The following is a 24486-nucleotide window of genomic DNA, read 5'->3' as shown; positions in this document are numbered from 1 at the left end:
TATGGCAACAGCACATATTAATGCAGAAAAGGGACAAATCGCTAAGGTAGTATTAATGCCTGGGGATCCACTTCGTGCAAAATTCATCGCTGAGACATTCTTAAAAGATGTAAAGCAATTTAATGAAGTTCGTAACATGTTCGGATACACTGGTACTTACAATGGTGTTGAAGTATCTGTAATGGGTTCAGGAATGGGGCAACCAAGTATTGGTATTTACTCATACGAATTATATTCACAGTATGACGTGGAAGCAATTATTCGTATTGGTTCAGCAGGATCATATAAAGAAGAATTAAAAGTATATGATGTCGTTATGGGACACAGTGCATATAGTGAGTCAAGCTTTGCGAAAATTGCATTTGGTTATGAGGAAGATATTATGGAACCAAGTGAAAAACTAAACAATGCTTTACGAGCAAGTGCAGAGAAATTAAATATTCCATTACACGAAGGACGTATTCACTCAAGTGATGTCTTCTACCGTGATTCAGGTGTTACATGGCAAGACTTACGTGATCAACATGATGTAGGATGTGTTGAAATGGAATCATTTGCACTCTTTACAAACGCACGTAAATTAGGAAAACATGCTGCATGTATCGTTACTATTTCAGATTCATTTGTAACTGAAGAAGTTACAAGTGCTGAAGAGCGTCAAAACTCATTCACAAAAATGATGGAAATTGCTCTTGATACTGCAAGTACAATCAAGTTCTAAAAAACAATGAAGACTGGATAAAAAATTCCGGTCTTTTTGTTTGCAATCTCACTAAAACAGTGATAGACTACAAATGTAAACGATAAGGAGATGTTCATATGGAAAAAGTATTAAATATTGAAGGAATGTCATGTCAAGGATGTGTTCGACATGTAACGAAAGCATTAGAAGCAGTAGAAGGTGTTAAGGCAGTTGAAGTAAGTTTAGAAAACAAAAACGCAACTGTTTCAAGTGATCAAGAAATAAATACAGAAGTACTCGTAAAAGCAGTAGAAAATAGTGGTTATAAAGTAGTTTAACAATTAAGTTGAGGGATTGCGTATGAAAGAGATTGATTTAAAAATTGAAGGAATGACATGTGCGTCATGTGTGAGTCATGTCACAAAAGCTATTGAAGGTATTGAGGGTGTTGAACGTGTTGATGTTAACCTATTAACGAATCGTGCTCATGTTGTTGGTGATGTGATACCAGATGCAATAATAAAAGCAGTAGATGACAGTGGTTATGCTGCAATACCTTTAAGTAACACAAAGAAGTTAGTTCTTGAAATTACTGATATGACATGTACTCAATGTGCGGTAAGTATTGAAAGTTCGATAATGAGTCTTGAAGGTGTTGAGTCAGTTACTGTGAATGCTGTGAATGAAAAAGCAACGGTCATTTACCACCCTGATCAAGTTAAAACCTATGATATTATTGCGGCAGTTGAAGCTGCAGGCTATGGGGCAAAACGTTCTGATGATAAAGAGAGTCAAGAAGAAATAAAAATTGATAAGCACTGGGATGTGAAGATTGGTGTAGCCCTTGCGGTAGTGATGATTTATCTCACAATGGGACAAATGTTTGCATTCAAGTTGCCAATTCCAAATTTTCTTAACCTTGAAATCAATCCAATACTCTACACACTTGCCCAATGGCTTATTACAATTCCCGTACTATGGATGAACCGACTTATCTTTATTCGTGGTTTCAAATCTCTATTTAATAAAACTCCGAATATGGATTCATTAGTTGCAATTGGAACCGGTGCTGCCGTTGTTTACAGTATCTATGGTAGCTTACAAATATTCATGGGAAACATGCACTATGTTCACCACTTGTATCTTGAATCAGCTGTAGTGATTGTAGCTCTTATTCGTTTGGGTAAATATTTTGAATCTAAGAGTAAGGCAAAAACTACAGAAGCTATTAAATCCTTATTAAACCTAAAGCCTAAAACAGCAATACTCAAACGTGGTGATGAAGAGATCACAATCGATATCGATGATGTACGTATTGGTGATCATTTAATCGTTAAACCTGGTATGAGTATTCCTATTGATGGTAAAGTCATAACAGGATATTCAAGTATTGATGAAGCAATGCTCACGGGTGAAAGTATGCCTGTTGATAAAACAGTGGATGATACGGTCATTATGGGAACAATGAACCAAAACGGACATCTTGTGATTGAAGCTTTGGTTGATAGTGATAATACGAAATTAGCTCAAATTATTGAACTTGTAGAAAATGCTCAAAATGATAAAGCTCCGATTGCGAAGATTGCCGATAAGGTGTCAGGTGTCTTTGTACCGGTTGTGATTGGTATCGCAATTCTATCAGCAGTGTTCTGGTTCTTCTATCAAGGTGATCTTGAAAGAAGTCTTACAGTCTTTGTTACGGTACTTGTGATTGCCTGTCCATGTGCACTTGGATTAGCGACACCAACTGCAATTATGGTTGGTACCGGTGTTGGCGCTCAAAATGGTATCTTCATTAAGTCAGCTGAATCACTTGAGGAAGCATCACATATTGATACAGTTGTCTTTGATAAGACAGGGACCCTTACTATTGGGAAACCAGTTGTGACTGATATCTATGCTAAGAAACTTACAGAACATGAATTAATGTCGTATGTGACATCGATTGAAAGTTATTCAGAACACCCACTTGCTCAAGCTCTTGTTTTAAAAGGGGATGAGATGGGCGTGCCTCGTGTTGATATCCGTGATTTCCAAGCAGAAGTTGGTCGAGGCGTTATTGCTTACTCTGGAGATACATTTATTCAAATTGGTAATGAAAAATTAATGGCAGCAGAAAACTATGATTTATCAGAGTATCAAGACGTCATTCTCAAATGGTCAATGCAAGGAAAAACTGTAATGGTTGTGGCTTTGGCTCATGAGATTGCAGGTCTTGTAGCGGTTGCTGATGTCTTAAAAGAAGAAGCAAAGAAAACAGTAGATGCTCTTCATAGTCTAGGAATTCGTGTTGTTATGATGACGGGAGATCATGCACTAACTGCTCAAGCAATTGCAGACCAAGTTGGTATTGATGAAGTTATTGCAGAAGTAATGCCTGATGAAAAAGCAAGCAATGTTCAAAAACTTCAAGAAACATCAAAAGTAATGATGGTTGGTGATGGTATTAATGATGCAGTTGCTCTTGTTCAAAGTGATATTGGTGTTGCAATTGGTCATGGTAGTGATGTAGCTATTGAATCTGCAAGTATAGTATTAATGAAAGAAAGTATTTATGATGTCGTTAAGACTATTAATCTTAGTCGTAAGACAATGCGTAATATCAAACAAAACTTATTCTGGGCATTTGCATATAATGTTATAGGGATTCCATTTGCAATGGGAGTCTTCTACTTACTCTTTAATGGACCATTTTTAGATCCAATGATTGCTGGTGGAGCTATGGCGTTCTCGTCAATTTCAGTTGTTGCGAATGCACTTCGTCTTAAAAATATAAAATTATAACGGTATACTCTACCGTTATTTTTTTGTAGCTACTTACATACTTAGCAATAGCTGTGATAGGATAGGACTATTAAGAATCAAGGGGGGATGTTTACCATGTTAATCCAGAAATTAAGAAAACAAGAATGTTTTAGTAGCTCTGAACAAATTATTGCAAAGTATATTCTTAACTATCCGAAAGAGTTTATCTTTGAGTCTATTGATCGTATTGCGGAAAAGACGTATACCTCACCAGCAACAATCGTTCGCTTTAGTAAGAAATTAGGCTTTGAAGGTTTTTCTGATTTGAAAATACGAATAGCATCTGAGTTAAGTAGTTTTGATTCCTTTGATAAACTGATAGAAGTAGATATGCCATTCTTACCCGATAGTAGTACAGAGACGATTGTGGAAACATTTTTCAAACTACCTTCACAAGTACTCAATGACGCCTATAAGCAAATTAATCGTAATAAAATTATAGATGCAGCTAATCTTTTACGAGCTGCAGATTCCATTATACTTCTAGGTTCTGGCCCATCACACCTTATCGTATCCAATTTACATTACAACCTTAGGCGCTTAGGAATGAATGTTAAGCATGATGCGACGATTGGTTATCAGCATCATGTACGGATGAAGAACTCTAAAAGAGAGGTAGCTTTCATCGTATCCAACTTTGCGAATAGTAGTTTAGTAAGCGATTGGATTCATCAACTGCGTAATCAAGATATTAAGATTATCTTAGTAACGACCAATGGTGAAAGTCCCTTCATTAATCTTGTAGATGTAGAAGTAGTGATTAATATAGAAGAGAATCAAGTGTGGAAGATGGGAGCCTTTGCTTCCCGTACGGCTTTAACGTATGCAGTGGATTGCATCTATGGTGTACTCTTTAATATGGACTACCTTGAAAATGTAGAAACACTCTATAAAAGTACAAAACGTCTTGGTTATCAAGATGATATTGACTTAGAAATGTATGAGCTTGAGGATGAAAAAACATCCAAAAAGTCCAAATAATGAAAATATCTTTCATGCTTTTTTAATGATTTTCCTAAAAAGATGGTAATTAGTTCCAATACCATCTTTTTTTATTGACCGAATCTAAGCGTTTACATAAAATGAAGTCATCTTAGGAGGATGAATATGGAAAACAATAAGATTATGGATAAATTCTTAATGTTTGCAGCGAAACTACAAGGTAACCGTTTCATGTCTGCAATTAAGAATGCATTTACTGCTTTACTTCCACTTACAATTGGGGGAGCCTTCTTTACATTGATTCTTAACGTTGTTTTATCAACAACAACTAAAGGGATCAGTTTAGCGAAATTACCAGGTATGGATTGGTTAGGCCAATTATCACCAATCTTCAACGCTGCAAACTACGCTACAATGAGTATTATTACTCTCGGATTTGTTGTATTAGCATCAATCGAGCTTGGTCGTTCACACGGACGTGATGAACTTGGGGTACCAGTTATTGGTTTATCAAGCTTTATTGCTTTAATTGCTACTACTGCTGTAGTAACAGCACCTGAATCAAAAGAAGTAGTACAAGTTGCGGGAGTTATCGCAAGTAAATTTACAAGTGCTACTGGTTTATTCTTGGGTATGTTTGCTTCAATGATTTCAATTGAGATTTATTCTCGTCTTGCAAACAGTGGTAAGCTTGAAATTCGTTTACCAGACAGTGTACCATCAAACGTTGTTAAATCATTTAACGTATTGTTCCCAGGTATCTTTACAATTACATTTATGGCTATTCTAGGATTCGTATTCGAACAACTTGTTGGATACTCAATCTTTGATGCAATTACTGTATTTATTCAAACACCACTACAAGGAGTCTTAACTGGTCTACCTGGATATATCGTTATCTTCATGATGACTACAATCCTTTGGATGTTTGGTATCCACGGAACACAAGTACTTGGTCCTATCTATACAGCATCAATGTTACTTGCATTATCTGAAAATACAGAAGCAGTGTTAAATAACTTACCTGCACCAAATATTCTTAACCGTGCATTTATCAGTGTCTTTACAATTCCTACAGGAGCAGGTATCACTGGTGGATTGTTAATTGCTATTCTATTATTCTCAAAACGTGAGGATTACCGTACAATTGCTAAGATTTCAACTGTACCAGCAGTCTTCAACATTAACGAAACAATGTCCTTTGGACTTCCAATCGTGTTGAACCCAATCTTTGCAATACCATTTATTCTCTCACCAGCCGTGAGTGCAACAATTGGTTACTTCCTTACAAAAGTAGGATTTGCTACAGTTCTTGCTTATGACGTACCTTGGACAACACCACCACTCTTATCAGCATTCTTAGCATCAGGTGGACATATTCCAACAGTTATTACTCAAGCAATCGCAATCTCAGCATCAATCTTAATCTACATTCCATTCGTACTATTAGCTAACAAGCAAATGGTTATGGAAGAAGCATTAGTTGAAGAGAAGAAGGAGATTTAATGAAAAAGCTAAAAATAGTTACAATTGGTGGAGGTAGTTCATATACTCCAGAATTAATCGAAGGATTTATTAACCGTCAAGATCAATTAAACATTGGAGAAATCTGGTTAGTTGATATTGAAGATGGTAAAGAAAAATTAGAAATCGTTGGTGAAATGGCAAAAAGAATGGTTAAGGCTGCAGGTCTTGACTGGCAAGTTCACTTAACACTTGATCGTCGTGAAGCACTTAAAGATGCTGACTTCGTTACAACACAATTCCGTGTAGGTTTACTCGATGCACGTATTCGTGATGAACGTATTCCTTATAAATATGGCATGATTGGTCAAGAAACAAACGGTGCAGGGGGGATTTTCAAAGCATTACGTACAATTCCAGTTATCTTAGGAATTATCAAAGATATGGAAGAGTTATGTCCAAATGCATGGTTGGTAAACTTTACTAACCCAGCAGGAATGGTTACTGAAGCTGCTATTAAAGTTGGTGGATGGAAGAAAACTGTTGGACTCTGTAATGTTCCAATTGGCTCATATAAAATGAACCACAAAGTTATGAATAATGAAGATGAAACACTTTATCATAAATATGCTGGATTGAATCACTTCCACTGGCATCGTGTTTGGGATAAAGATGGTGTTGAAGTAACAGACCAAATTATCGAAAAAGTATTCAACCTTGAAGAAGGTGCAGAAGCAATTGCAGAAGTTGCTAATATTCAAAAGATTCCATTTACATACGAACAAATTAAGAGCTTAGGAATGTTACCATGTGGCTATCACCGTTACTACTATATTACTGACTTAATGTTTGAAAGTGGACTTGAAGATTATAAGAAGAATCAAACACGTGCTGAAGTTGTTAAACAAACAGAGAAAGAACTCTTTGAACTTTACAAAGATCCAGCTCTTGATTACAAACCAGAACAGCTTACAAAACGTGGTGGAACACACTACTCAGATGCAGCGTGTGAACTAATCTGTTCAATCGTTAATGATAAGAAAACAGTCATGGTTGTTTCTACACAAAATAAAGGAACAATCGATGATTTACCATACGATTCAATCGTTGAAGTCACAAGCTATATCACAGCTCATGGACCAGAACCACTAAACTGGGGATCATTTGGACCGGAAGCACGTGGTATGCTCCAACTTATGAAATCAATGGAAGAGCTTGTTATTAAAGCTGCAGTAACAGGTGATTACAATACTGCATTACAAGCATTCACAATTAACCCACTCGTAACATCAGGGAAAATTGCTAAAGAATTATTGGATGAAATGTTAGTTGCAAACAAACATTACTTGCCACAATTTGCAAGTAAGATTGCTGAGCTTGAAGCAAAAGGTGTAACATACATCCCTTCATAATAAAAACTAAAACTGTAATAACGTCACTTATTACAGTTTTTCTTTGCGCTAAATGAGAAATAGGAGTGTTTTTCTAGAACGATGTTATGGAGCAAGGTGATGGAATACCTAGATATCGATTTCTTGATAAAGAATGAAAATTATAGGTTGATTACCTTGGAAATGAGGTCGCAAGCACAATTTTGTTTCATAGTGGAATAATTGTTTGGTTATCAAAGTAATCATTACATTAAATGAACTGTTTATTACATCGCAATAAATCGTTATTGTTAAGTATGTTAATCTATTAACAAGTATTACAAGGAGGAAATTTTGACAAATTACTGCAAGAAATTTACAGAGAGAATTATGTGTGTATTTGCTTTGATTATTACAGTTTTATGTGTTAAATCTTTACCTATTAATGCATTATCTGAAATAGTGGAAGTTGGTTCTTATGACCTATTAATCAGTGAAATAGGAAGCACCCAATTTCAAGAAAGAAAAGAAATTAGAATTACTCAAGATATTATATTAGAAGACACTGTATCGATTCCAAGTGGAGTTGAAATAACACTTACCTCAACAAACAATTCAAGCATTCGTGTTGATGCGAACTGGACTGTTAATAAGCATCTTATTCATATTAATGATGATGCAAAATTAACTGTCGGTGAAGAAGTAGGGTATGGAATCGATATCCAGGGTAATGGAAATGTAGGAGTTGCAGTTATTCGAAACTCAGGATCATTCATACTTAATGATGGTTCGATTTCTGGTTCGACTGGAAGTTTAGGGGAACCAGGTGGTGGGGTTTACAACTCCTCTGGAGTATTTGTAATGAATGGAGGGGTTATTCATGATAACCAAGCATCTGGCTTAAACTGGTCAAATGGTGGAGGCGGTGTATTCACTGACGGTGAATTTATAATGAATGGGGGAGTTATTGAAAATAATTCTGCTTATGAAATTGTAAATGGCGAACTTAAAGGTGGTATCGGTGGTGGCATATTAGTCAGAGCTGGTAAGGCAACACTAAATGCAGGAACTATTAGAAATAATAAAGCTGGTAGTGGTGGCGGTATCTATATTTATGGAGCTGGAAATAAACCAGGAGAGATGGGAGTTTTGGAATCAACGAATGTTCTTATTCTAGATAACACGGCAGACATGTCAGGTGGCGGTGTTTGGTTTTGCCCCACGGGTCAAATGTTTAGTGATTCAACACAAGGGGTAACGATTCTACGAAACACAGCAGGTAGAATAAATAATAACCCTGTAGGATCTGGAGACGATATTTTCGTATCCGGAATAAAAGATGCAAGTTATTCGATGCATGTCCCTTATCGTACCTTAACTGGAGAAAAAGTATCCTGGTATTATGATGATCAATTTAATAGATACCCTGAAAATAAGGTTAAGGTAGAACGTGATAATTTAGAGTTATTTGGAATGTTTGGCTTGGTGTCCGACTACTCTGGATTAAATATAGAAAAACAAAAACAACACGCGACAGTCATTGTTGAAGGAAACTCTGCTGAAACTGGCGGAGGAATCAGCTCAAATGGAGTTGTAAGGTTTGGACTAGAACACAATGATGTTGATGTGTTTGTAGAAAAAGTATGGAATGATGATTTGGAAGAGCACTCACCAATAAGTGTGCAATTGAATCGTTTCTTGGATATCAATGAAAATGGACTGATTGATGAGGATGAAAAATCAACAATTACAAAGGTAGATGAAAGTATAGAATTAGGCCAACATAATTCATGGAAATATATGTGGGAAGGACTTCCAAACAAGGGATTAAGTAATGGGGTGCTTGTTGATTATCTTTATGAAGTAATTGAAGAGAACATTCCAGAAGGCTACCTAGCTGAATATTCAACAATGTCATTTGATTCAATCACAAGGGTATATTCACTTATTATTACGAATTCTAAGGCTAATGAAGAGAAAATTCAATTTTCAGTAACTAAGGAATGGGTCGATGATAGACACGCCGATAAACGCCCAGATAGCATCAATATTGAGTTGTATGCTAATGACGAGCTTATTGATACTGTAGAAGTCACTGAAGACAACGAAGGAAAGTGGATTCATCATTTCTTAGACCTTCCCAGATATGATAAAGACGGTGAGATTAAGTATTATGTTAAAGAACAAACATTAAGTGAATATCATGTTGAAATTACTGGAAATCAAGAAATAGGTTTTTCCATTATTAATACATATACTGAATTACCATCAAAACCAACTGATCCAACAGACCCAACAGACCCAACAGACCCAACAGATCCAACAGATCCAACAGATCCAACAGATCCAACAGATCCAACAGATCCAACAGATCCAACAGATCCAACAGATCCAACAGATCCAACAGATCCAACAAACCCAACAGACCCAACAGATCCAACAGATCCAACAGATCCAGCAGATCCAACGAATCCAATGAATCCAACAGATCCAGAAGAAGAGACTCCGACATTACCTTCGACTGGAATTAATAACTTAAATTCCTCTATGTTAATGGGTATTGTACTTGTTGTTATTGGGTGCGTATTCATTTCTATTAATAAAGTAAGAAGAGACACCTCTATATAGTAAATTAGATAGTATTGAAGTATTTGATTTCTTTACTTAGTGATTTTGAAGTGCATTAAGATTAAAAGACAAAATCAAATATGATATTATCGAAATTGAGGAGGATGTACCTATGAAAAAAAATTACACATCCACATTATAAAGACTACCCAGAACAACCATTTATCTCAAGTGATCGTGACTTAGAAGCATGGGAGAAAACACCTGAGAAGTTCCCTTACGGATATATTGAAAAGAAAGATATGATTCGAATTGAAGAAGGCTTATTACCTGGTGATATGGTGTTGTTATGGCGTATTAACTTTGGGAATATAACCAATGAAATGGAGTTGCCTCAATATTTTGAATATCGATACGGTGTTGATACTGTTGAGAGTTTCAAACTACTTCATGAAAAGGAATTGATTCGCGATGCTTCGATGTATGAAGTGCTGGGTGTCATCAGTGTTCCTATATTAAAACGTATCCTTAAAGACAAAGGTTATCCAGTCACAGGAAAGCGTGAAGATATCGTACAAAGAGTGCGTGAAAATATATCAGAAGAGACTTTAGCTCAAATGATTCCAACTCGTCTCTACGTTATTACAGATGAAGGAAAAGCATTGCTTGATAAGTATCCTGAAATTATTAAACGTCACGGACCAAAGAAAATGTAAATAGAATAAAATAATGAACCGATTTCTCTGTCTTAATATAAAGATAGGAGGTCGGTTTTTTTTTGATGTGTTTCGATTATAATGAATACAAGGTGGTATGACTTATGAAGCAAGAGAGACTTTTTAGATTAATTCAATATATATATTTAAATGGAAAAACAAGTGCTCAAACATTGTCTGATGAACTGGAAGTTTCGCCAAGAACAATTTATCGAGATGTTGATTCATTAATTCTCTCAAATGTTCCGATACTTAGTACAAAAGGAAAAAATGGAGGAATTTCTCTCGATAGTAATTATGTCATTGACCGTAATTATTTAAATGATAGTGAGCAAGGAAGTTTGCTCGATTTACTGTATGGATTTAAGACAATAACAGGTAGAGAAGATGTGCTCTTAGAGAAGTGTAGACTTGTCAATGATGTGAGACCTCATTAATGATGATTTAATTCGTTTTAGTGAATAACTATTATTAAAAAGTTATAATTAAGACAAAAGGAGGCGATGTTAATGATTATTCTTATTAAACCTAGTGAAGAATATATTTCTGAAATAGAAAACTATCGTGATGAACACATAAAAAATAATGGTAAAACCCCAATTATTGGAGCAAGCGGTCTCGAGAAATTTGAAAATATAGAAGAATGGATTAAAAAAATTAGAAGTTACGAGCATTTTGACACTGTTCCTGAGGGCAGACTTCCAGCTACAACATTATTGACAATTCGAAAGAAAGACAAAAAAATGGTAGGTATAGTAAACATTCGTCATAGCTTAGACACAGAATATCTTTTTAATTTTGGAGGACATATTGGTTATAGTGTAAGAGGTTCTGAGAGAGGAAAGGGATACGGCAAAGAACAACTTAAGCTAACCTTAGATATTTGTAAGGAAATGGGGATAGCCAAAGTATTAATAACATGTAACGATGAAAATGTTCCCTCAGCAAAAGCAATTGAAGCAAACGGTGGAATTCTAGAAAAAATCAGTTTTGTGGAAAACGAAATGACAAGAAGATACTGGATTAATTTATAGACTCATTTGATTGCTTTTAGATAGAATTTTTCTTTTTTCATTTGGAGTAATATAACCTAAAACAGTCATTGCAGTATTATTTGCACGTTTTAGATAAAGTTTTCCTTGGTATCTTAAATCATCAAGAGAATAAAACTTAAGAAATCTATAAAAGCGCTCATTATCGTTACGATGACTTCTTTCCACCTTACCATTGTGTCGAGGTGTTCTTGGGCGGATTAGTTAATGAGTTATCTCAAGGGAGTTGCATAGTTGATCTACTGGATGCACCTTATCAGTCTTCATAATGTATGTGAACTCGTTACCATTATCACTTTGAATTATCTGAGGTTGGTATTTAAAATAGCTAATTGCTCGTTTAATGAAGTCAACAGAGTTGTAAGCAGTTTGTTCGTCATAGTAGAATAAGAAGCGTTCTCTTGAAGCTTCATCAATCGCTGGATACTGAAAAAACTTCTTATCGTGAGGCAAAGTTGGCGCCTTACATTCTGATGGTACATACTTAACGTCAACTTGCCACTTAACACCTAATTTAGTAGGAGTGTCATATGGTTGTGGTTTATAGGGTTTCTTCTTTGGCTTTTCTTTCTTATAGTAACCCTGTTTTCTAAGAAAACGAAATAATGAAGCTGGGTTTCTCGAATAACCACGATTAATACGTAATTTGGTGTAAAGTTCAATCATAGATATGTTTGGGTTGCGCCTTAAGTAATTATTAATCCATTTGATTTCTGCGTCTGTATGAGAGTTTGGGTGTTTAGAAAGTGGTATATGAGATTTATCCATCAAAGATTCTTTAGAGCCATCATAACGGTTCATCCAGCGCATTAAAGAAGCCTTAGATACCTTATAACGTCTACAGACGAAAGAAACACTATACCTTCTTGTATCATAAAGTTTACAAGCATGAAATCGAGTAATTACTTCATGAGGTAAGTATCGTTGTGTATGGTGAAGTTTTGACATAACTATCAACTCCTTAACTTCATTATGGTCTCACATCAATTGTAACGCTACAGTAGAGAAGATGTGCTCTTAGAGAAGTTATCGAGTTTGTTTAATAAGCAAGCGATTGATTGGCTTGATGTCGATTTTTCAAGATGGGGAAGTTCAAAAGATTCATCGAAATTCACACTCATAAAAAATGCGATACTAGAGTCTAAAGAACTATGTTTTGACTATATTAGTTCTAGTTCAAAGCAGAGTCAGAAGTGTGTGCATCCTGTTCAATTGAAATATAAATCCAGAGACTGGTATCTAATCGCCCATAGTGTTAAGGATAATGCACTAAGAACTTATAGGATATCAAGAATTTTAAATCTTAGACATTCTGGAACAAGCTTTAATGAAAGTTATAGTATCTCAGATAGTGAGGGTGCACAAACTAATGTTGCTAATCTCGTTGAACTAAAGCTACTCGTGAAAGAAACAAGTGCCTTTCATTTATACGATGAGTTTGAGGAAGAATACATTTCAAAAGAAGAGGATGGAAAGTACCGTTTAAGGGTACAGCTTCCTGATGATGCATGGGTTATTTCATTCTTGATGTCTCTTGGAACTGATCTTTTGGATATAGAACCGAAACAGATCAAAGATCGTTATAAGAAAACGATAATGAATCTACAAAATTCTATTATATGACATATGGTGTCATATTAAGCTTGTTATAATGGAGATATATTAAGGAGGTCGCGTATGGCAAGACCACAAACAAAGTCAGATTTAATAAATGCATCGGAAGAGAGTTATACGAAACTAATAGATCTAATCCAATCAATGGATCATTCAGTACAGATTATGCCTTTTGATTTCAGTAAAGGACCAGAGCGCAAGGAGGCCCATTGGCAAAGGGATAAAAATCTAAAAGATGTAATCATTCATCTATACGAGTGGCATCAACTGCTCCTAGAGTGGGTAGAGTCAAATCAAAAAGGTATTCAAAGGACGTTTATACCAGAGCCTTATAATTGGAAGACTTATGGGGAAATGAATCGTACGTTCGTTAGAAAACATGAGAATACCAGTTTAGAGGAGTCATTAAAACTGTTTGAAGGGTCTCATCATAAAGTGATGAATCTAATCGAAGAGTTTTCAAATGACGAACTTTTTTCTAAAGGTGCTTTCAAATGGGTTGGTGGAAGTACTTTGGGTTCCTATTGTGTCAGTGCGACTTCAAGCCACTACGAATGGGCACTCAAGAAGATAAAAGTTCATATTAAAAATCAAAGATAGATATTATTCAAGACTGTTCCCGGTGATTGATTTATGAGAAACAAATGCTTGTGTTATAATAAGATGACTTGGGGGTAAATTGAATGAAAAACAATACAATGAGACAAACAATGATTGATGCGATCAATGACTATTACGATAGACTTGAAAGCAATGATAGTCCAAAGACCTACATACCTGCAACAACAGAAAACTATGAATTCATAAAAGAACTATCAATACCTAAAGCTGGAAGAAATTTAGAGGAAATGGTGAATGTGCTTCATGATGATGTGTTCCCATACCGAATTGATGGCGAACACCCACGTAGTTTAGCCTTTGTGCCTTCTCCTGTAAGTGATGTATCAAAACTTGGCGATATCATCACGACTTTATACAATCCCAATGCAGCTGGATGGTTTTCTGCTCCGATAGTAGCGCAAATTCATCAAGAATTAATCCGATGGTTTTGTGGTCGCGTAGGTTATGGCGAAAGTTCAGGCGGTGTCTTTGTGTCAGGAGGCTCTCTAGCTAACCTTACATGTATCATTGCTGCACGAAACGATAAATTACCGATTGATGAAATTCATAAAGGTGTTGCATATGTTTCAGAACAAGCACATCACAGTGTTAATAAAGCATTAAGAATGATTGGTATTCCTGATACACGAATTCGTAAAGTAGAAACTGATGAGAATATGCGAATGATTCCTGAATCCTTAGATGCATTAGTGCAAGAAGATAAGAAATCAGGACTAATTCCTTTTGTAGCTATTGCTACTTCAGGTACAACCAATGCAGGAACTATTGATCCATTGGAAGATTTATCACGTATTTGCAAGAAACATAATTTATGGTTTCACGTAGATGGAGCGTTTGGAGCTTCAATCCTAGCAAGTGATACGAACAAGCGTCTTCTAAAAGGTATTGAAGAAGCGGATAGTGTCATTTGGGATGCCCACAAATGGCTATATCAAACATATACTTGTGCCGTTGCACTCGTTAAGAACCAACAAACACTTCTCAATAGTTTTAGTGATAATCCATCGTATCTTAAGGATGCCGCTTCGGGACAAGTCCAATCATGGGATTTAGGTCCTGAGTTATCACGCTCCGCACTAGGAGTTAAGTTGTGGCTTACAATGCAAGTCTTAGGTACCGATACCTTTGCGAAGAACATTGACTACAGTGTTGGTATGGCAAAGAAGATGGAATCAATTGTACTGAATACAAAGAATTGGGAAATCGTAACACATGCAAGTTTAGGAATGCTTACCTTTGCATACCGTGATTCACGATTCTCTGATGAACAAATGGATAAATTCCACTCCAGTATCTGTAACTCCATTACAAATGATGGAATCGCAACAGTACTTACTACGGAAATCCATGGTCGCAAAGTTGTACGTATTTGTACTATATCGCCGGATGTAACTGTTGAAGATTTAGAACTTACAATGAGCGAATTAAATAAGAGAATGCAATCACTTATTGCTTAGTAATTTTTATATTATGTAAGATTGGGTGATTAACACTCTTATCACTGTATTTTCAAAAATATTCATGTACAATAATGACAGAGGTGAAGTATGAAACATATTATTTTCGTGGAAGGACTTAAAACAGAAGAAGACAAAGTTCGTATAGAAGAAGAATTATTGAATACACGTCTTAATGTTTTTATTAGCCTAGCAACAGAAAGTGTTACTGTAGAAGGTTCAAATGATGCAGTTTATACTGCTAAACAAGCAATCCAACAAGCGGGTTATCGTATTCGATAACCTTTTGTTTTTTATAAACAAGTTATGAAATCGCTATCACTTAGCAAAGTTGTTAAGTTTCTTGACAATATCAAGATGCTTTTGTGAAAACATTGACTAGAGCTGGAAATTTCATTGTTTATGGGGTTTAACTTTGTTATAATTATTACGGTATATAAGGAGGCAAATATGACAAAAAGAACTGTCACAGATTTGGATGTAGCTGGCAAACGTGTCATTGTACGTGTAGACTTTAATGTTCCATTAAAAGATGGCGTCATTACAGATGATAACCGTATCGTGGGTGCATTGCCAACAATCAAATATTTGGTAGAAAATAACGCTAAAGTTATTCTTATGTCACACTTGGGAAAAGTAAATCATAAGGATGCTGAGAAAACAGAAGCGGATAAAGCTAAAAACAACATGGCTCCTGTAGCTGTTAGACTGCAGGAATACTTACCTGGTGTTGAGGTAACATTTGTACCTGTAACACGTGGTAAAGAACTTGAAGATGCAGTTGCTGCACTTGAAGGTGGAAATGTTGTATTAATGCAAAATACACGCTATGAAGCTGGGGAATCAAAAAATGACGAAGGTCTTGCAACATATTGGGCAGGACTTGGCGATCTCTTTGTAGAAGATGCATTCGGTTCAGTACACCGTGCACATGCTTCAACAGTTGGAATTGCAAGTCAATTACCTTCAGCATTAGGATTCTTAGTTGAAAAAGAAGTAAAATTCTTATCAGAAGCGATTTACTCACCAAAACGTCCATTCGTTGCAATTTTAGGTGGAGCTAAAGTTAGCGATAAAATTAATGTTATCGAAAACTTATTAGATGTTGCTGACAAAGTTATTGTTGGTGGCGGAATGGCTTATACATTCTACAAAGCAATGGGTCGTGAAATTGGTACATCACTTGTTGAAATGGACCGTATCGATGTTGCGAAAGCAATTATGGAAAAAGCAGGGGACAAGTTGGTTCTTCCAGTTGATACAGTTGTTGCAAGTGAATTCTCTGCAGATGCAGAACCAGTAGTAGTTCCAGCTGATGGAATTCCTGCAGACATGATGGGCCTCGACATTGGACCTAAATCAATTGAACTCTTTACAAAAGAATTACAAGGTGCACAAACAGTAGTTTGGAACGGACCAATGGGTGTCTTTGAATTTGATGCATTTGCTAAAGGTACTTTAGCAATCTGTATCGCAATTACAGAACTTCCAGGAGCACTAACTGTAATTGGTGGTGGCGATTCAGCTGCTGCAGCAATTCAATTAGGATTTAAAGACAAAATCTCACACATCTCAACAGGTGGTGGAGCAAGTCTTGAGTTTATGGAAGGAAAAGAATTACCAGGTATTGCGGTAATTCAGGATAAGTAATTATGAGAAAACCTATTATTTTCGGTAACTGGAAAATGAATAAAACAAATGCACAAGCACAAGTCTTCTTTGACGGTGTTGATGCAGCAGTTACAGACAAAGCTGATTTTGGAGTTGCTGTTCCTTTTACAGCATTACAAACATCAGTTAATGCAGCTAAAAACTTACATGTTGCTGCAGAAAACGTTCACTGGGCAGCAAACGGTGCTTACACAGGTGAAGTTTCAGTAGAAATGTTACAAGAAATCGGTGTTAAATGGGTTGTTCTTGGACACTCAGAACGTCGTCAATACTTCAATGAAACAGACGAAGAAGTAAATAAAAAAGCAGCAGCATCAATCGCAGCTGGAATTACACCAATCGTTTGTGTTGGAGAAACATTATTTGAATTTGAAGCAGACAAAACAGAAACAGTAGTTCGTAAACAAGTTGCTGGATGCTTAAGTGGACTTGATGCAAAAGATGTTGCAAACTTAGTTATCGCTTATGAACCAGTATGGGCTATTGGAACAGGTAAGAGCGCAACAGTTGAAATTGCACAAAACACATGTGCTTTAGTACGTGATGAAGTTCACAACTTATTCGGAGACGATGTTGCAAGTAAAGTTCGTGTACAATACGGTGGATCAGTAAAACCTGATAACATTGCAGAATACATGAGTCAAGAAGACATTGATGGTGCATTGATTGGTGGAGCTTCATTAGAAGTAGATTCATTCAAAGCAATCATTGATGCAATTAAGTAAGTCATAATAAAGGTATAGGAGGACAAAAAATGCCATATATTATTGATATTCATGCTCGTGAAGTTTTAGACTCACGTGGTAACCCAACAATTGAAGTAGAAGTAGCTACAGAATCAGGTGCATTCGGACGCGCAATGGTACCATCAGGTGCATCAACAGGTGAACGTGAAGCTTTAGAGCTTCGTGACGGTGATAAATCACGTTACTTAGGTAAAGGTGTTTTAAAAGCTGTTGCTAACGTTAACGACATTATTGCTGAAGCATTAATCGGATTTGACGTAACAGACCAAAACTTAATTGACCAAACAATGATCGAATTAGACGGTACAAAAGACAAGTCAAAATTCGGTGCTAACGCTATCTTAGGTGTTTCAATGGCTGCAGCTATTGCTGCTGCTGATTTCTACGGAATGCCATTATACCAATACCTTGGTGGATTTAACGGTAAAGAACTTCCAGTTCCAATGATGAACGTTATCAACGGTGGATCACACGCTGACTCATCAGTAGATTTCCAAGAATTCATGATTATGCCAATCAGTGCACCAAACGTAACAGAAGCTATCCGTATGGGAGCAGAAGTATTCCACGCACTTAAAGCAGTTCTTAAAGAAAAAGGACATGTTACAGCTGTTGGAGACGAAGGTGGATTTGCACCTAACTTAGCATCAAACGAAGAACCATTAGAAGTAATCGTTGAAGCTATCAAACGTGCAGGTTATGTACCAGGAACAGACATCGTTCTTGCAATGGACGTTGCTGCTTCAGAATTCTTTGATAAAGAAAAAGGTGTATACGTATTAAGTAAATCAGGCGGAGAAGTATTAACTTCAGACCAAATGATCGACCTATACGAATCATTCGTAGACAAATATCCAGTTGTTTCAATTGAAGATGGACTTGGAGAACGTGACTGGGATGGATGGAAACGTCTAACAGAACGTCTTGGAGACCGTGTTCAATTAGTTGGTGATGACTTATTCGTTACAAACCCAGCAATCTTAGCTGAAGGTATCGAAAAAGGAATTGCAAACTCAATCTTAATTAAAGTTAACCAAATCGGTACTTTAACAGAAACATTTGACGCAATGGAAATGGCTAAACGTGCAGGATATACATCAGTTGTATCACACCGTTCAGGCGAAACAGAAGATTCAACAATCGCTGACATCGCTGTAGCATTCAATGCAGGTCAAATTAAGACAGGTTCAATGTCACGTACAGACCGTCTTGCAAAATACAACCAATTAATCCGTATTGAAGAAGAATTAGGAACAGCAGCTAAATACTCAGGTGCTAAAACATTCTTCAACATCAAAAAATAATTGATTGAATAACGTATTTACTCAACACTTCGGTGTTGAGTTTTTTTATCCGTGAAACACCCTTGAAGCATACAAAAACATGCTTAAATAGTGTAGAATAAGATAAGAGATGGGGTGTGTTTGTGGAATTATTAGAAGAGAGATTAAAGCGTGATGCTAAAGTAATAAGTAGTGATAAATTGGATGTTAGTTTATTCTTAAATGGTCAAGTTGATGCCTTACTTATGTCTGAGATAGGGAAGGACTTTGCGAAGGCGTTTCACACTATTGATTTTGATGCTTTTGTGACTGTGGAGACCTCTGGGATTGCGCCAGCAGTATTCGCTAGTTATGCATCGAATAAACCGCTGGTAATAATAAAAAAAGAAGATAGTATAAAAGCAGATGAATTTGTACAGGTAGAAGGATACTCCTTCACAAAGAACAGTTCGTACTATTTGACATGTAAGAAACAGTTCCTTGAAGGCAAACGAGTGATCCTTATTGATGATTTCCTCGCTAATGGTAGTGTAGTTGAAGCAGTTGGAAAACTTGTGAATAAGGCGAATAGTGAGCTTGTAGGTGTTGGTATTTGCATTGCTAAAGGATTTCAAAAAGGCTTGAAGATTGTTGAGTCTTTTAATGTTCCATTGTACATTCAAGCGACAATTGAATCGATGGATCCAGATACTCAAGATATACAATTTGTGGGGGAAGTAAAATGAGTAAAAAAGATTATAAATCAGTATTTGATATTATAGGTCCAGTTATGATTGGACCAAGCAGTTCTCATACAGCAGGAGCTGCTCGTATTGGTAATGTAGCGTATCAATTGTTTGGTAAAACACCACAGACTGCAAACTTCTACTTGTATGAATCCTTTGCTGAGACTTACCAAGGACATGGTACCGATGTTGCATTAGCTGGAGGACTTCTAGGAATGAAACCAGATGATGATCGATTGCATGAATCACTTTTAATTGCTGTTGATAACGGTTGTGATTTTAGATTTATTCCACTTCTTAATGAACCTGCTGACCACCCTAATACTGTAAAAATAGTCATGCGCGATGGTGATACTAGTATGACAGTCATAGGAGCATCCATTGGTGGCGGAAATATAAAGATTAAGAAAATTAATGATATCGATGTCGAAATTGATGGTATGAAACCAACAATCCTAATCTTCCATAATGATAGACCCGGTATGATTGCTAAAGTATCTTCAATATTAAGTGAACTTTGCTTCAATATCAGCTCCATGAAAGTTGATCGAGCAAAACGTGGTCAAGATGCGTATATGGTTATTGAAGTTGATGAAGATGACTGTAAAGCATCACTGGGTATCTTAAAACAATTGGATAACATTCATGATGTTATCTACATTGGGAAGTAGGGGGTAGAGTATGTTTCTAACAATTAAAGATTTAATCGAAGATGCTGAAAACAATACCCAAAGTCTTGCTGTCTCTATTATGAATGAAGAGATGGCTGATCACGGGATGAGTCATGAAGAAATGCGCAACATTATGTTGAAACAACGAGATGTAATGATGCAATCAATCACACGAGGTATAGCTGGTGTTCATTCAAAAACAGGACTTACTGGAAACGATGCGAAGAGAATGCATGATTACCTTGAAAAAGGTGAGACCTTGTGTGGTGGTTTAATCTTGAATGCAGTACAGAATGCGATTGCAACCAATGAAGTCAATGCAGCAATGGGACGTATTTGTGCGACACCGACTGCAGGGAGTGCGGGTGTTGTACCAGGTGTTCTTAAGAGCCTAGTAGATGCCTATGATTTAACAGATGACCAACAGGTAGACTTCTTATTCGTAGCTGGTGGATTTGGTCTTGTAGTGGCTAATAATGCCTCTATTGCTGGTGCTACCGGTGGATGTCAAGCTGAGGTAGGAAGTGCTGCTGCCATGGCAAGTGCAGCAACTGTAGCAGTATTGGGTGGAAGTCCACAACAAGCAGGACATGCCTTTGCAATGACGATTAAGAATATGTTAGGACTTGTCTGTGATCCAGTTGCAGGATTGGTCGAAGTACCTTGTGTTAAACGTAATGCCTTAGGAGCAAGCCAAGCACTTGTATCCGCTGATATGGCCTTAGCTGGTATTCAAAGCCTAATACCGGCTGATGAAGTTGTAGAAGCAATGTATCAAGTAGGAAATGCCATGCCTTCAAGTTTAAGAGAAACAGGACTTGGTGGATTAGCAATGACTGAAACTGGTAAGGTATACGCAGAGAAAATATTTGGAAAAAAATAGAGATCCCTTACGGAGTCTCTATTTTTAGTTGGTACGAAGTTTAAATGTTTTGTGACCAATCAGTCGAACTGTGACTGTGGATATGATAAGGAAGAGGATTACTCCTCCAAGAATGATTAAATTAGAATAGGGTAAATTTAGTACATGATGACTGTATAGACCTAGATAGTATACAGCTAAGGTGATAAAACCATATAATGGACTATCCATATTCATATCTTTATCAAAGGGTTGTAGGATATAGTATAAGAATACATAGATGGTACTAAAGAATGCTGAGAACATGAGTAAGTTACTGATTACAGTAAACATCGTTGGAGTAAAGAAATCTATGAAACCAAGGAGCGAAGTCAGTGCCATGATAAGTGCAAAAACTAGGACAGGAATAAGGTTAATACCAATTAACATCGTTAATCGGACAATGTATTGCTTCCATATCGTTTCTTTGCGTTTGTAGAAAGCATAGTGTAATAAACTATAGTCACAGTTTAAGAAGCAAGCTTTCGTAATACGACGACTCGCATTAATACCATAGAGTCCCATTATCAAGATGTTTTGGAAAACGATGAGGAAGTCGTTATACTCATTTTGAACATTAATGAATTCTTCAGGCATAAAGAGTTTCAATCCAATAAATACAACGATTTGCACGACACCTAAACCGACTACCGAACGCACGGAGTTCAATAAAGGTTTGTACCACATACGACGATGTCGATCAAAGAAAGTTACGTTAAGAAGGCGATATCCTGTAAATTTATCAAGGAAATCGTGACTACGATTTACATCGAAACTTTCGTCAATTCTAAGTTCCTTCTTACTAAGTTCCATTGCTGATTGTTCGATATCACTACTTAATTTCATATTTGATTTCATCAAGATAACAATCGCATCGAATTGATTCACCTTCTGAAGTTTATTGTGAGCAAATATAGCTGAAAACAATACGATAAGCATATAGATTGGTAACAACACATTAAGATGCGTGTTTAGTAGAAACATTGAAAGTGGAACCATACAATAAACTAATGAAAGGGAAAACCACTCAATAGCTTTAACCAAACGTTTCTTATGTACAGTCCACTTGTAGGAAATGTAATTACTGATTGCAATGATACAACTTGGTAATATAAAAGCCCACAAACAATGATAGTATGATCCTTTGGCAATAAACATGGCAACTGTCGCAAAGATTCCGTAGATAAGTCTGTTGATGATTCGTTTGGTGTAAGACATTAGGAAAACTTGGTTAGGATTCATTCTAAAAATATTTATGAGTAACCATCGGGAAGGTGTATCTTCAAACACAAGTGGATAGACGTTGCCGAGAAGCAACAATAAGCTCCATAGAATGATAAATGCGTTAGCTCCGTTGATATCAAAATACTCAGCAGCAATATTACTTAAGATATAGACTGCTGCAAGATAAAGAATGTTTAAAAGTATAAATAAGAGTGCTTTACAAATGATTGCGAATGTTCGAAACCATGATTTAATATGTGGTTCACTATAGAGTCGTACTGATATATATTTCTTAATGAAAGGAATTTTTGATAACCAGTATATGAGTGAATTCGTTGATATTGCGGTTTCTATTTTCGAGAGGATACTATTATTCATGATCTTCTTTTAATATCTCTACAATTTCAGATTCAAAGGACTCACTTTGAAGATGTTCATTGGTTAGTAGTTGCACATGACCCTTATGTAATACAACGACTTCATCACAAATGTCTTTAGCAATTTGAAGAATATGAGTCGATAGAATCATAATACAATTATCTTTGATTTCTAGAAGTAGCTTTTTCATTTCTAAAGATGCGACCACATCAAAAGAAGTGAGGGGTTCATCTAATAGAAGTATCTTTGGTTGTAGCATTAAGATACAAATCATTTGGAGTTTATTACGCATACCATAAGAATAATCTTTTATTAATTTATGACGATCATCTAAAGAGAACTGAATCTTATCAAAGAAATCATGGATATCATTACGGTGAAGATTCTTATCCTTATGAATATCAATAAAGAAGGATAGAAATTCATAACCAGTTAGAAACTCAGGGAGCATCGGTGTAGCATACACATAGCCAAAATCTTGAGAACTTACTTCAAGTCCATCATCAAAGTAAACATGACCAGAATCGCTTGAGATTTCTTTACTAAGGCAATTAAAGAAAGTCGTCTTCCCACTTCCATTTCTTCCAAGTAAAGCATAAATCTTTCCTTTTTCAAAACTAGCATTAATGTCTTTTAGAACGTGATTGTCTTCAAAGCTCTTGTTTAAACCTTCCACTATTAATTTCATAGGGCCTCCAGTGTCTTAGTATATTAATACAACTATAAGATATTAGCCATAAAACTTCAAGATATTTTTTTCACATATAAAACCATTAATACAAAAAAACCTCGGATGAGGTTTCAATGTGTAGATTATTGTTCAGGAGTGTTCGATACTACTTCAACTTTTTCAGTTGTGTTATGTTCGTTTGTTTTAGTGATATTTCTCAATTGATCAGATATTCTTTCGAGATTGCTATTAACTGACATTAGTTGAATAAATATGAAATATAGTAACAAGCCAAACACAAGAGTAACAATAAGACCAACCATAGAATGACCCTCCTTAGATGATATCTAATTTAAGTATATCAAAATCAAAACAAGAATACTTTGGATATTTCTCATGATGTTACTATAATATGGAAATAATATCGATTCCTGATGATGAAGGGAATATGATGTTGTGAAATAATGAAATTATACGATAGATTGCTGAGGTTTTATTATGGATTTATTATTACATGCTTTAGAAACAGCGTATTTTTTGACTGCTTCGATTAAGGTGCTTACGAGTTTTAAAGAGTCTCATGAAAAATTGGATAAAATGAATCCAATAATCTATTACCCTTTAGCTGTTCTAATCTTGTCAGCTCTGCTTCTCTTGATATTTGTGATTATCTTGAGGATAATACTATTTAATTATTAAAGCACTTCTCTTTGGACAACAATTATCCTTCTCCAATAAAGATAACTTTTATTTACTCCCATTAATATTCAAAAATATACTATAATGAAATTAAGAAAAGGATTGTTACGATTTATTACATTATGATCTACATAGGCAAGTGATGCTGTGATTATCGGTAGATTATTAATAAAATGTAATAACGAATAATGATTATTCAACTCAGATGTTTTTGACAATTCTACTTG

The 24486-nt window shown here is 35.9% G+C and carries 24 protein-coding genes and 1 pseudogene; 21 read left to right on the top strand and 4 right to left on the bottom strand.

From position 1 onward, the window contains the following. Window position 1: 1 nt before the first annotated feature. The 10 genes from deoD to G7059_RS09045 all read left to right on the top strand — a co-directional run bounded on the left by deoD (window position 2) and on the right by G7059_RS09045 (window position 11581). Window positions 2–721: a purine-nucleoside phosphorylase gene (deoD, locus tag G7059_RS09090; protein WP_166081781.1), complete on the top strand. Its 720-nt coding sequence runs from the start codon at window positions 2–4 to the stop codon at window positions 719–721. A 98-nt stretch (window positions 722–819) separates the two neighbouring features. After that, window positions 820–1020: a heavy-metal-associated domain-containing protein gene (locus tag G7059_RS09085; RefSeq protein WP_166081780.1), complete on the top strand. Its 201-nt coding sequence runs from the start codon at window positions 820–822 to the stop codon at window positions 1018–1020. Between the two features lie 22 nt (window positions 1021–1042). Then, window positions 1043–3466, top strand: coding sequence for a heavy metal translocating P-type ATPase (locus G7059_RS09080; protein WP_166081779.1), 2424 nt, complete (start codon window positions 1043–1045; stop codon window positions 3464–3466). Window positions 3467–3562: 96 nt separating this feature from the next. Then, window positions 3563–4468: a MurR/RpiR family transcriptional regulator gene (locus G7059_RS09075; protein ID WP_166081777.1), complete on the top strand. Its 906-nt coding sequence runs from the start codon at window positions 3563–3565 to the stop codon at window positions 4466–4468. Between the two features lie 126 nt (window positions 4469–4594). Further along, the gene (locus tag G7059_RS09070) at window positions 4595–5935 is read left to right on the top strand and encodes a PTS sugar transporter subunit IIC (protein ID WP_240920488.1); all 1341 of its coding nucleotides are present in this window, start codon (window positions 4595–4597) and stop codon (window positions 5933–5935) included. After that, the gene (locus tag G7059_RS09065; RefSeq protein WP_166081775.1) at window positions 5935–7305 is read left to right on the top strand and encodes a 6-phospho-beta-glucosidase; all 1371 of its coding nucleotides are present in this window, start codon (window positions 5935–5937) and stop codon (window positions 7303–7305) included. The genes G7059_RS09070 and G7059_RS09065 overlap by 1 nt, the downstream gene beginning before the upstream one ends. A 312-nt stretch (window positions 7306–7617) precedes the next feature. Then, window positions 7618–9891: a Cna B-type domain-containing protein gene (locus G7059_RS09060; protein ID WP_166081774.1), complete on the top strand. Its 2274-nt coding sequence runs from the start codon at window positions 7618–7620 to the stop codon at window positions 9889–9891. A 242-nt stretch (window positions 9892–10133) separates the two neighbouring features. After that, on the top strand, window positions 10134–10547 hold the full coding sequence (locus tag G7059_RS09055) for an SAP domain-containing protein (protein WP_166081773.1): 414 nt from the start codon (window positions 10134–10136) through the stop codon (window positions 10545–10547). 104 nt (window positions 10548–10651) lie between these two features. After that, window positions 10652–10984: a YafY family protein gene (locus G7059_RS09050; protein WP_166081772.1), complete on the top strand. Its 333-nt coding sequence runs from the start codon at window positions 10652–10654 to the stop codon at window positions 10982–10984. A gap of 72 nt (window positions 10985–11056) precedes the next feature. Continuing rightward, window positions 11057–11581 carry a GNAT family N-acetyltransferase gene (locus G7059_RS09045; RefSeq protein WP_205700206.1) on the top strand — a complete coding sequence of 175 codons (525 nt, stop codon included), beginning with the start codon at window positions 11057–11059 and terminating at the stop codon, window positions 11579–11581. Here G7059_RS09045 and G7059_RS09040 read toward each other — a convergent pair. Continuing rightward, window positions 11576–12547 (bottom strand): annotated as a pseudogene (locus tag G7059_RS09040) (DDE-type integrase/transposase/recombinase). The gene G7059_RS09045 and the pseudogene G7059_RS09040 overlap by 6 nt on opposite strands. Before the next feature lie 87 nt (window positions 12548–12634). On the opposite strand from G7059_RS09040, the gene G7059_RS09035 reads away from it, so the two are divergent. The 10 genes from G7059_RS09035 to sdaAA all read left to right on the top strand — a co-directional run bounded on the left by G7059_RS09035 (window position 12635) and on the right by sdaAA (window position 21270). Then, the gene (locus G7059_RS09035; protein ID WP_166081770.1) at window positions 12635–13222 is read left to right on the top strand and encodes a YafY family protein; all 588 of its coding nucleotides are present in this window, start codon (window positions 12635–12637) and stop codon (window positions 13220–13222) included. Between the two features lie 54 nt (window positions 13223–13276). Continuing rightward, complete coding sequence (locus tag G7059_RS09030) at window positions 13277–13813, top strand: ClbS/DfsB family four-helix bundle protein (protein ID WP_166081768.1); 537 nt, start codon at window positions 13277–13279, stop codon at window positions 13811–13813. Between the two features lie 83 nt (window positions 13814–13896). After that, complete coding sequence (locus tag G7059_RS09025; RefSeq protein ID WP_166081767.1) at window positions 13897–15291, top strand: aminotransferase class V-fold PLP-dependent enzyme; 1395 nt, start codon at window positions 13897–13899, stop codon at window positions 15289–15291. Between the two features lie 90 nt (window positions 15292–15381). After that, window positions 15382–15573, top strand: a complete 192-nt coding sequence (locus G7059_RS09020; RefSeq protein ID WP_166081766.1) for a copper chaperone — start codon at window positions 15382–15384, stop codon at window positions 15571–15573. 168 nt (window positions 15574–15741) lie between these two features. After that, the gene (gene pgk, locus G7059_RS09015) at window positions 15742–16941 is read left to right on the top strand and encodes a phosphoglycerate kinase (protein WP_166081765.1); all 1200 of its coding nucleotides are present in this window, start codon (window positions 15742–15744) and stop codon (window positions 16939–16941) included. A gap of 2 nt (window positions 16942–16943) precedes the next feature. After that, a complete protein-coding gene (gene tpiA / locus G7059_RS09010) occupies window positions 16944–17687 on the top strand; it encodes a triose-phosphate isomerase (protein WP_166081764.1) in 744 nt (247 codons plus the stop codon). A 29-nt stretch (window positions 17688–17716) separates the two neighbouring features. Further along, window positions 17717–19012, top strand: coding sequence for a phosphopyruvate hydratase (eno, locus tag G7059_RS09005; protein WP_166081763.1), 1296 nt, complete (start codon window positions 17717–17719; stop codon window positions 19010–19012). A gap of 122 nt (window positions 19013–19134) precedes the next feature. Next, on the top strand, window positions 19135–19716 hold the full coding sequence (locus G7059_RS09000) for a phosphoribosyltransferase family protein (RefSeq protein ID WP_166081762.1): 582 nt from the start codon (window positions 19135–19137) through the stop codon (window positions 19714–19716). After that, complete coding sequence (gene sdaAB, locus G7059_RS08995) at window positions 19713–20387, top strand: L-serine ammonia-lyase, iron-sulfur-dependent subunit beta (protein WP_166081761.1); 675 nt, start codon at window positions 19713–19715, stop codon at window positions 20385–20387. Before G7059_RS09000 ends, sdaAB begins: the two co-directional genes overlap by 4 nt. A 10-nt stretch (window positions 20388–20397) precedes the next feature. Then, the gene (gene sdaAA / locus G7059_RS08990) at window positions 20398–21270 is read left to right on the top strand and encodes an L-serine ammonia-lyase, iron-sulfur-dependent, subunit alpha (protein WP_166081760.1); all 873 of its coding nucleotides are present in this window, start codon (window positions 20398–20400) and stop codon (window positions 21268–21270) included. Window positions 21271–21294: 24 nt separating this feature from the next. Here the strand turns inward: sdaAA and G7059_RS08985 are convergent, their stop codons facing one another. The 3 genes from G7059_RS08985 to G7059_RS08975 form a co-directional block, all read right to left on the bottom strand. Then, complete coding sequence (locus G7059_RS08985; RefSeq protein WP_166081759.1) at window positions 21295–22890, bottom strand: hypothetical protein; 1596 nt, start codon at window positions 22888–22890, stop codon at window positions 21295–21297. Further along, window positions 22883–23578 carry an ATP-binding cassette domain-containing protein gene (locus G7059_RS08980; protein ID WP_166081758.1) on the bottom strand — a complete coding sequence of 232 codons (696 nt, stop codon included), beginning with the start codon at window positions 23576–23578 and terminating at the stop codon, window positions 22883–22885. Before G7059_RS08980 ends, G7059_RS08985 begins: the two co-directional genes overlap by 8 nt. Before the next feature lie 125 nt (window positions 23579–23703). Then, window positions 23704–23883 carry a hypothetical protein gene (locus G7059_RS08975; protein WP_166081757.1) on the bottom strand — a complete coding sequence of 60 codons (180 nt, stop codon included), beginning with the start codon at window positions 23881–23883 and terminating at the stop codon, window positions 23704–23706. A gap of 175 nt (window positions 23884–24058) precedes the next feature. Between G7059_RS08975 and G7059_RS08970 the strand changes: the two genes are divergently transcribed. Then, the gene (locus tag G7059_RS08970) at window positions 24059–24259 is read left to right on the top strand and encodes a hypothetical protein (RefSeq protein WP_166081756.1); all 201 of its coding nucleotides are present in this window, start codon (window positions 24059–24061) and stop codon (window positions 24257–24259) included. Window positions 24260–24486 lie beyond the last annotated feature (227 nt).

The sequence above is a fragment of the Erysipelothrix sp. HDW6A genome (assembly GCF_011400295.1).
Lineage (GTDB): Bacteria > Bacillota_I > Bacilli_A > Erysipelotrichales > Erysipelotrichaceae > Erysipelothrix.
Note: the sequence above shows the minus strand (reverse complement) of the source record. Positions and strands in the feature narration are given on the sequence as shown.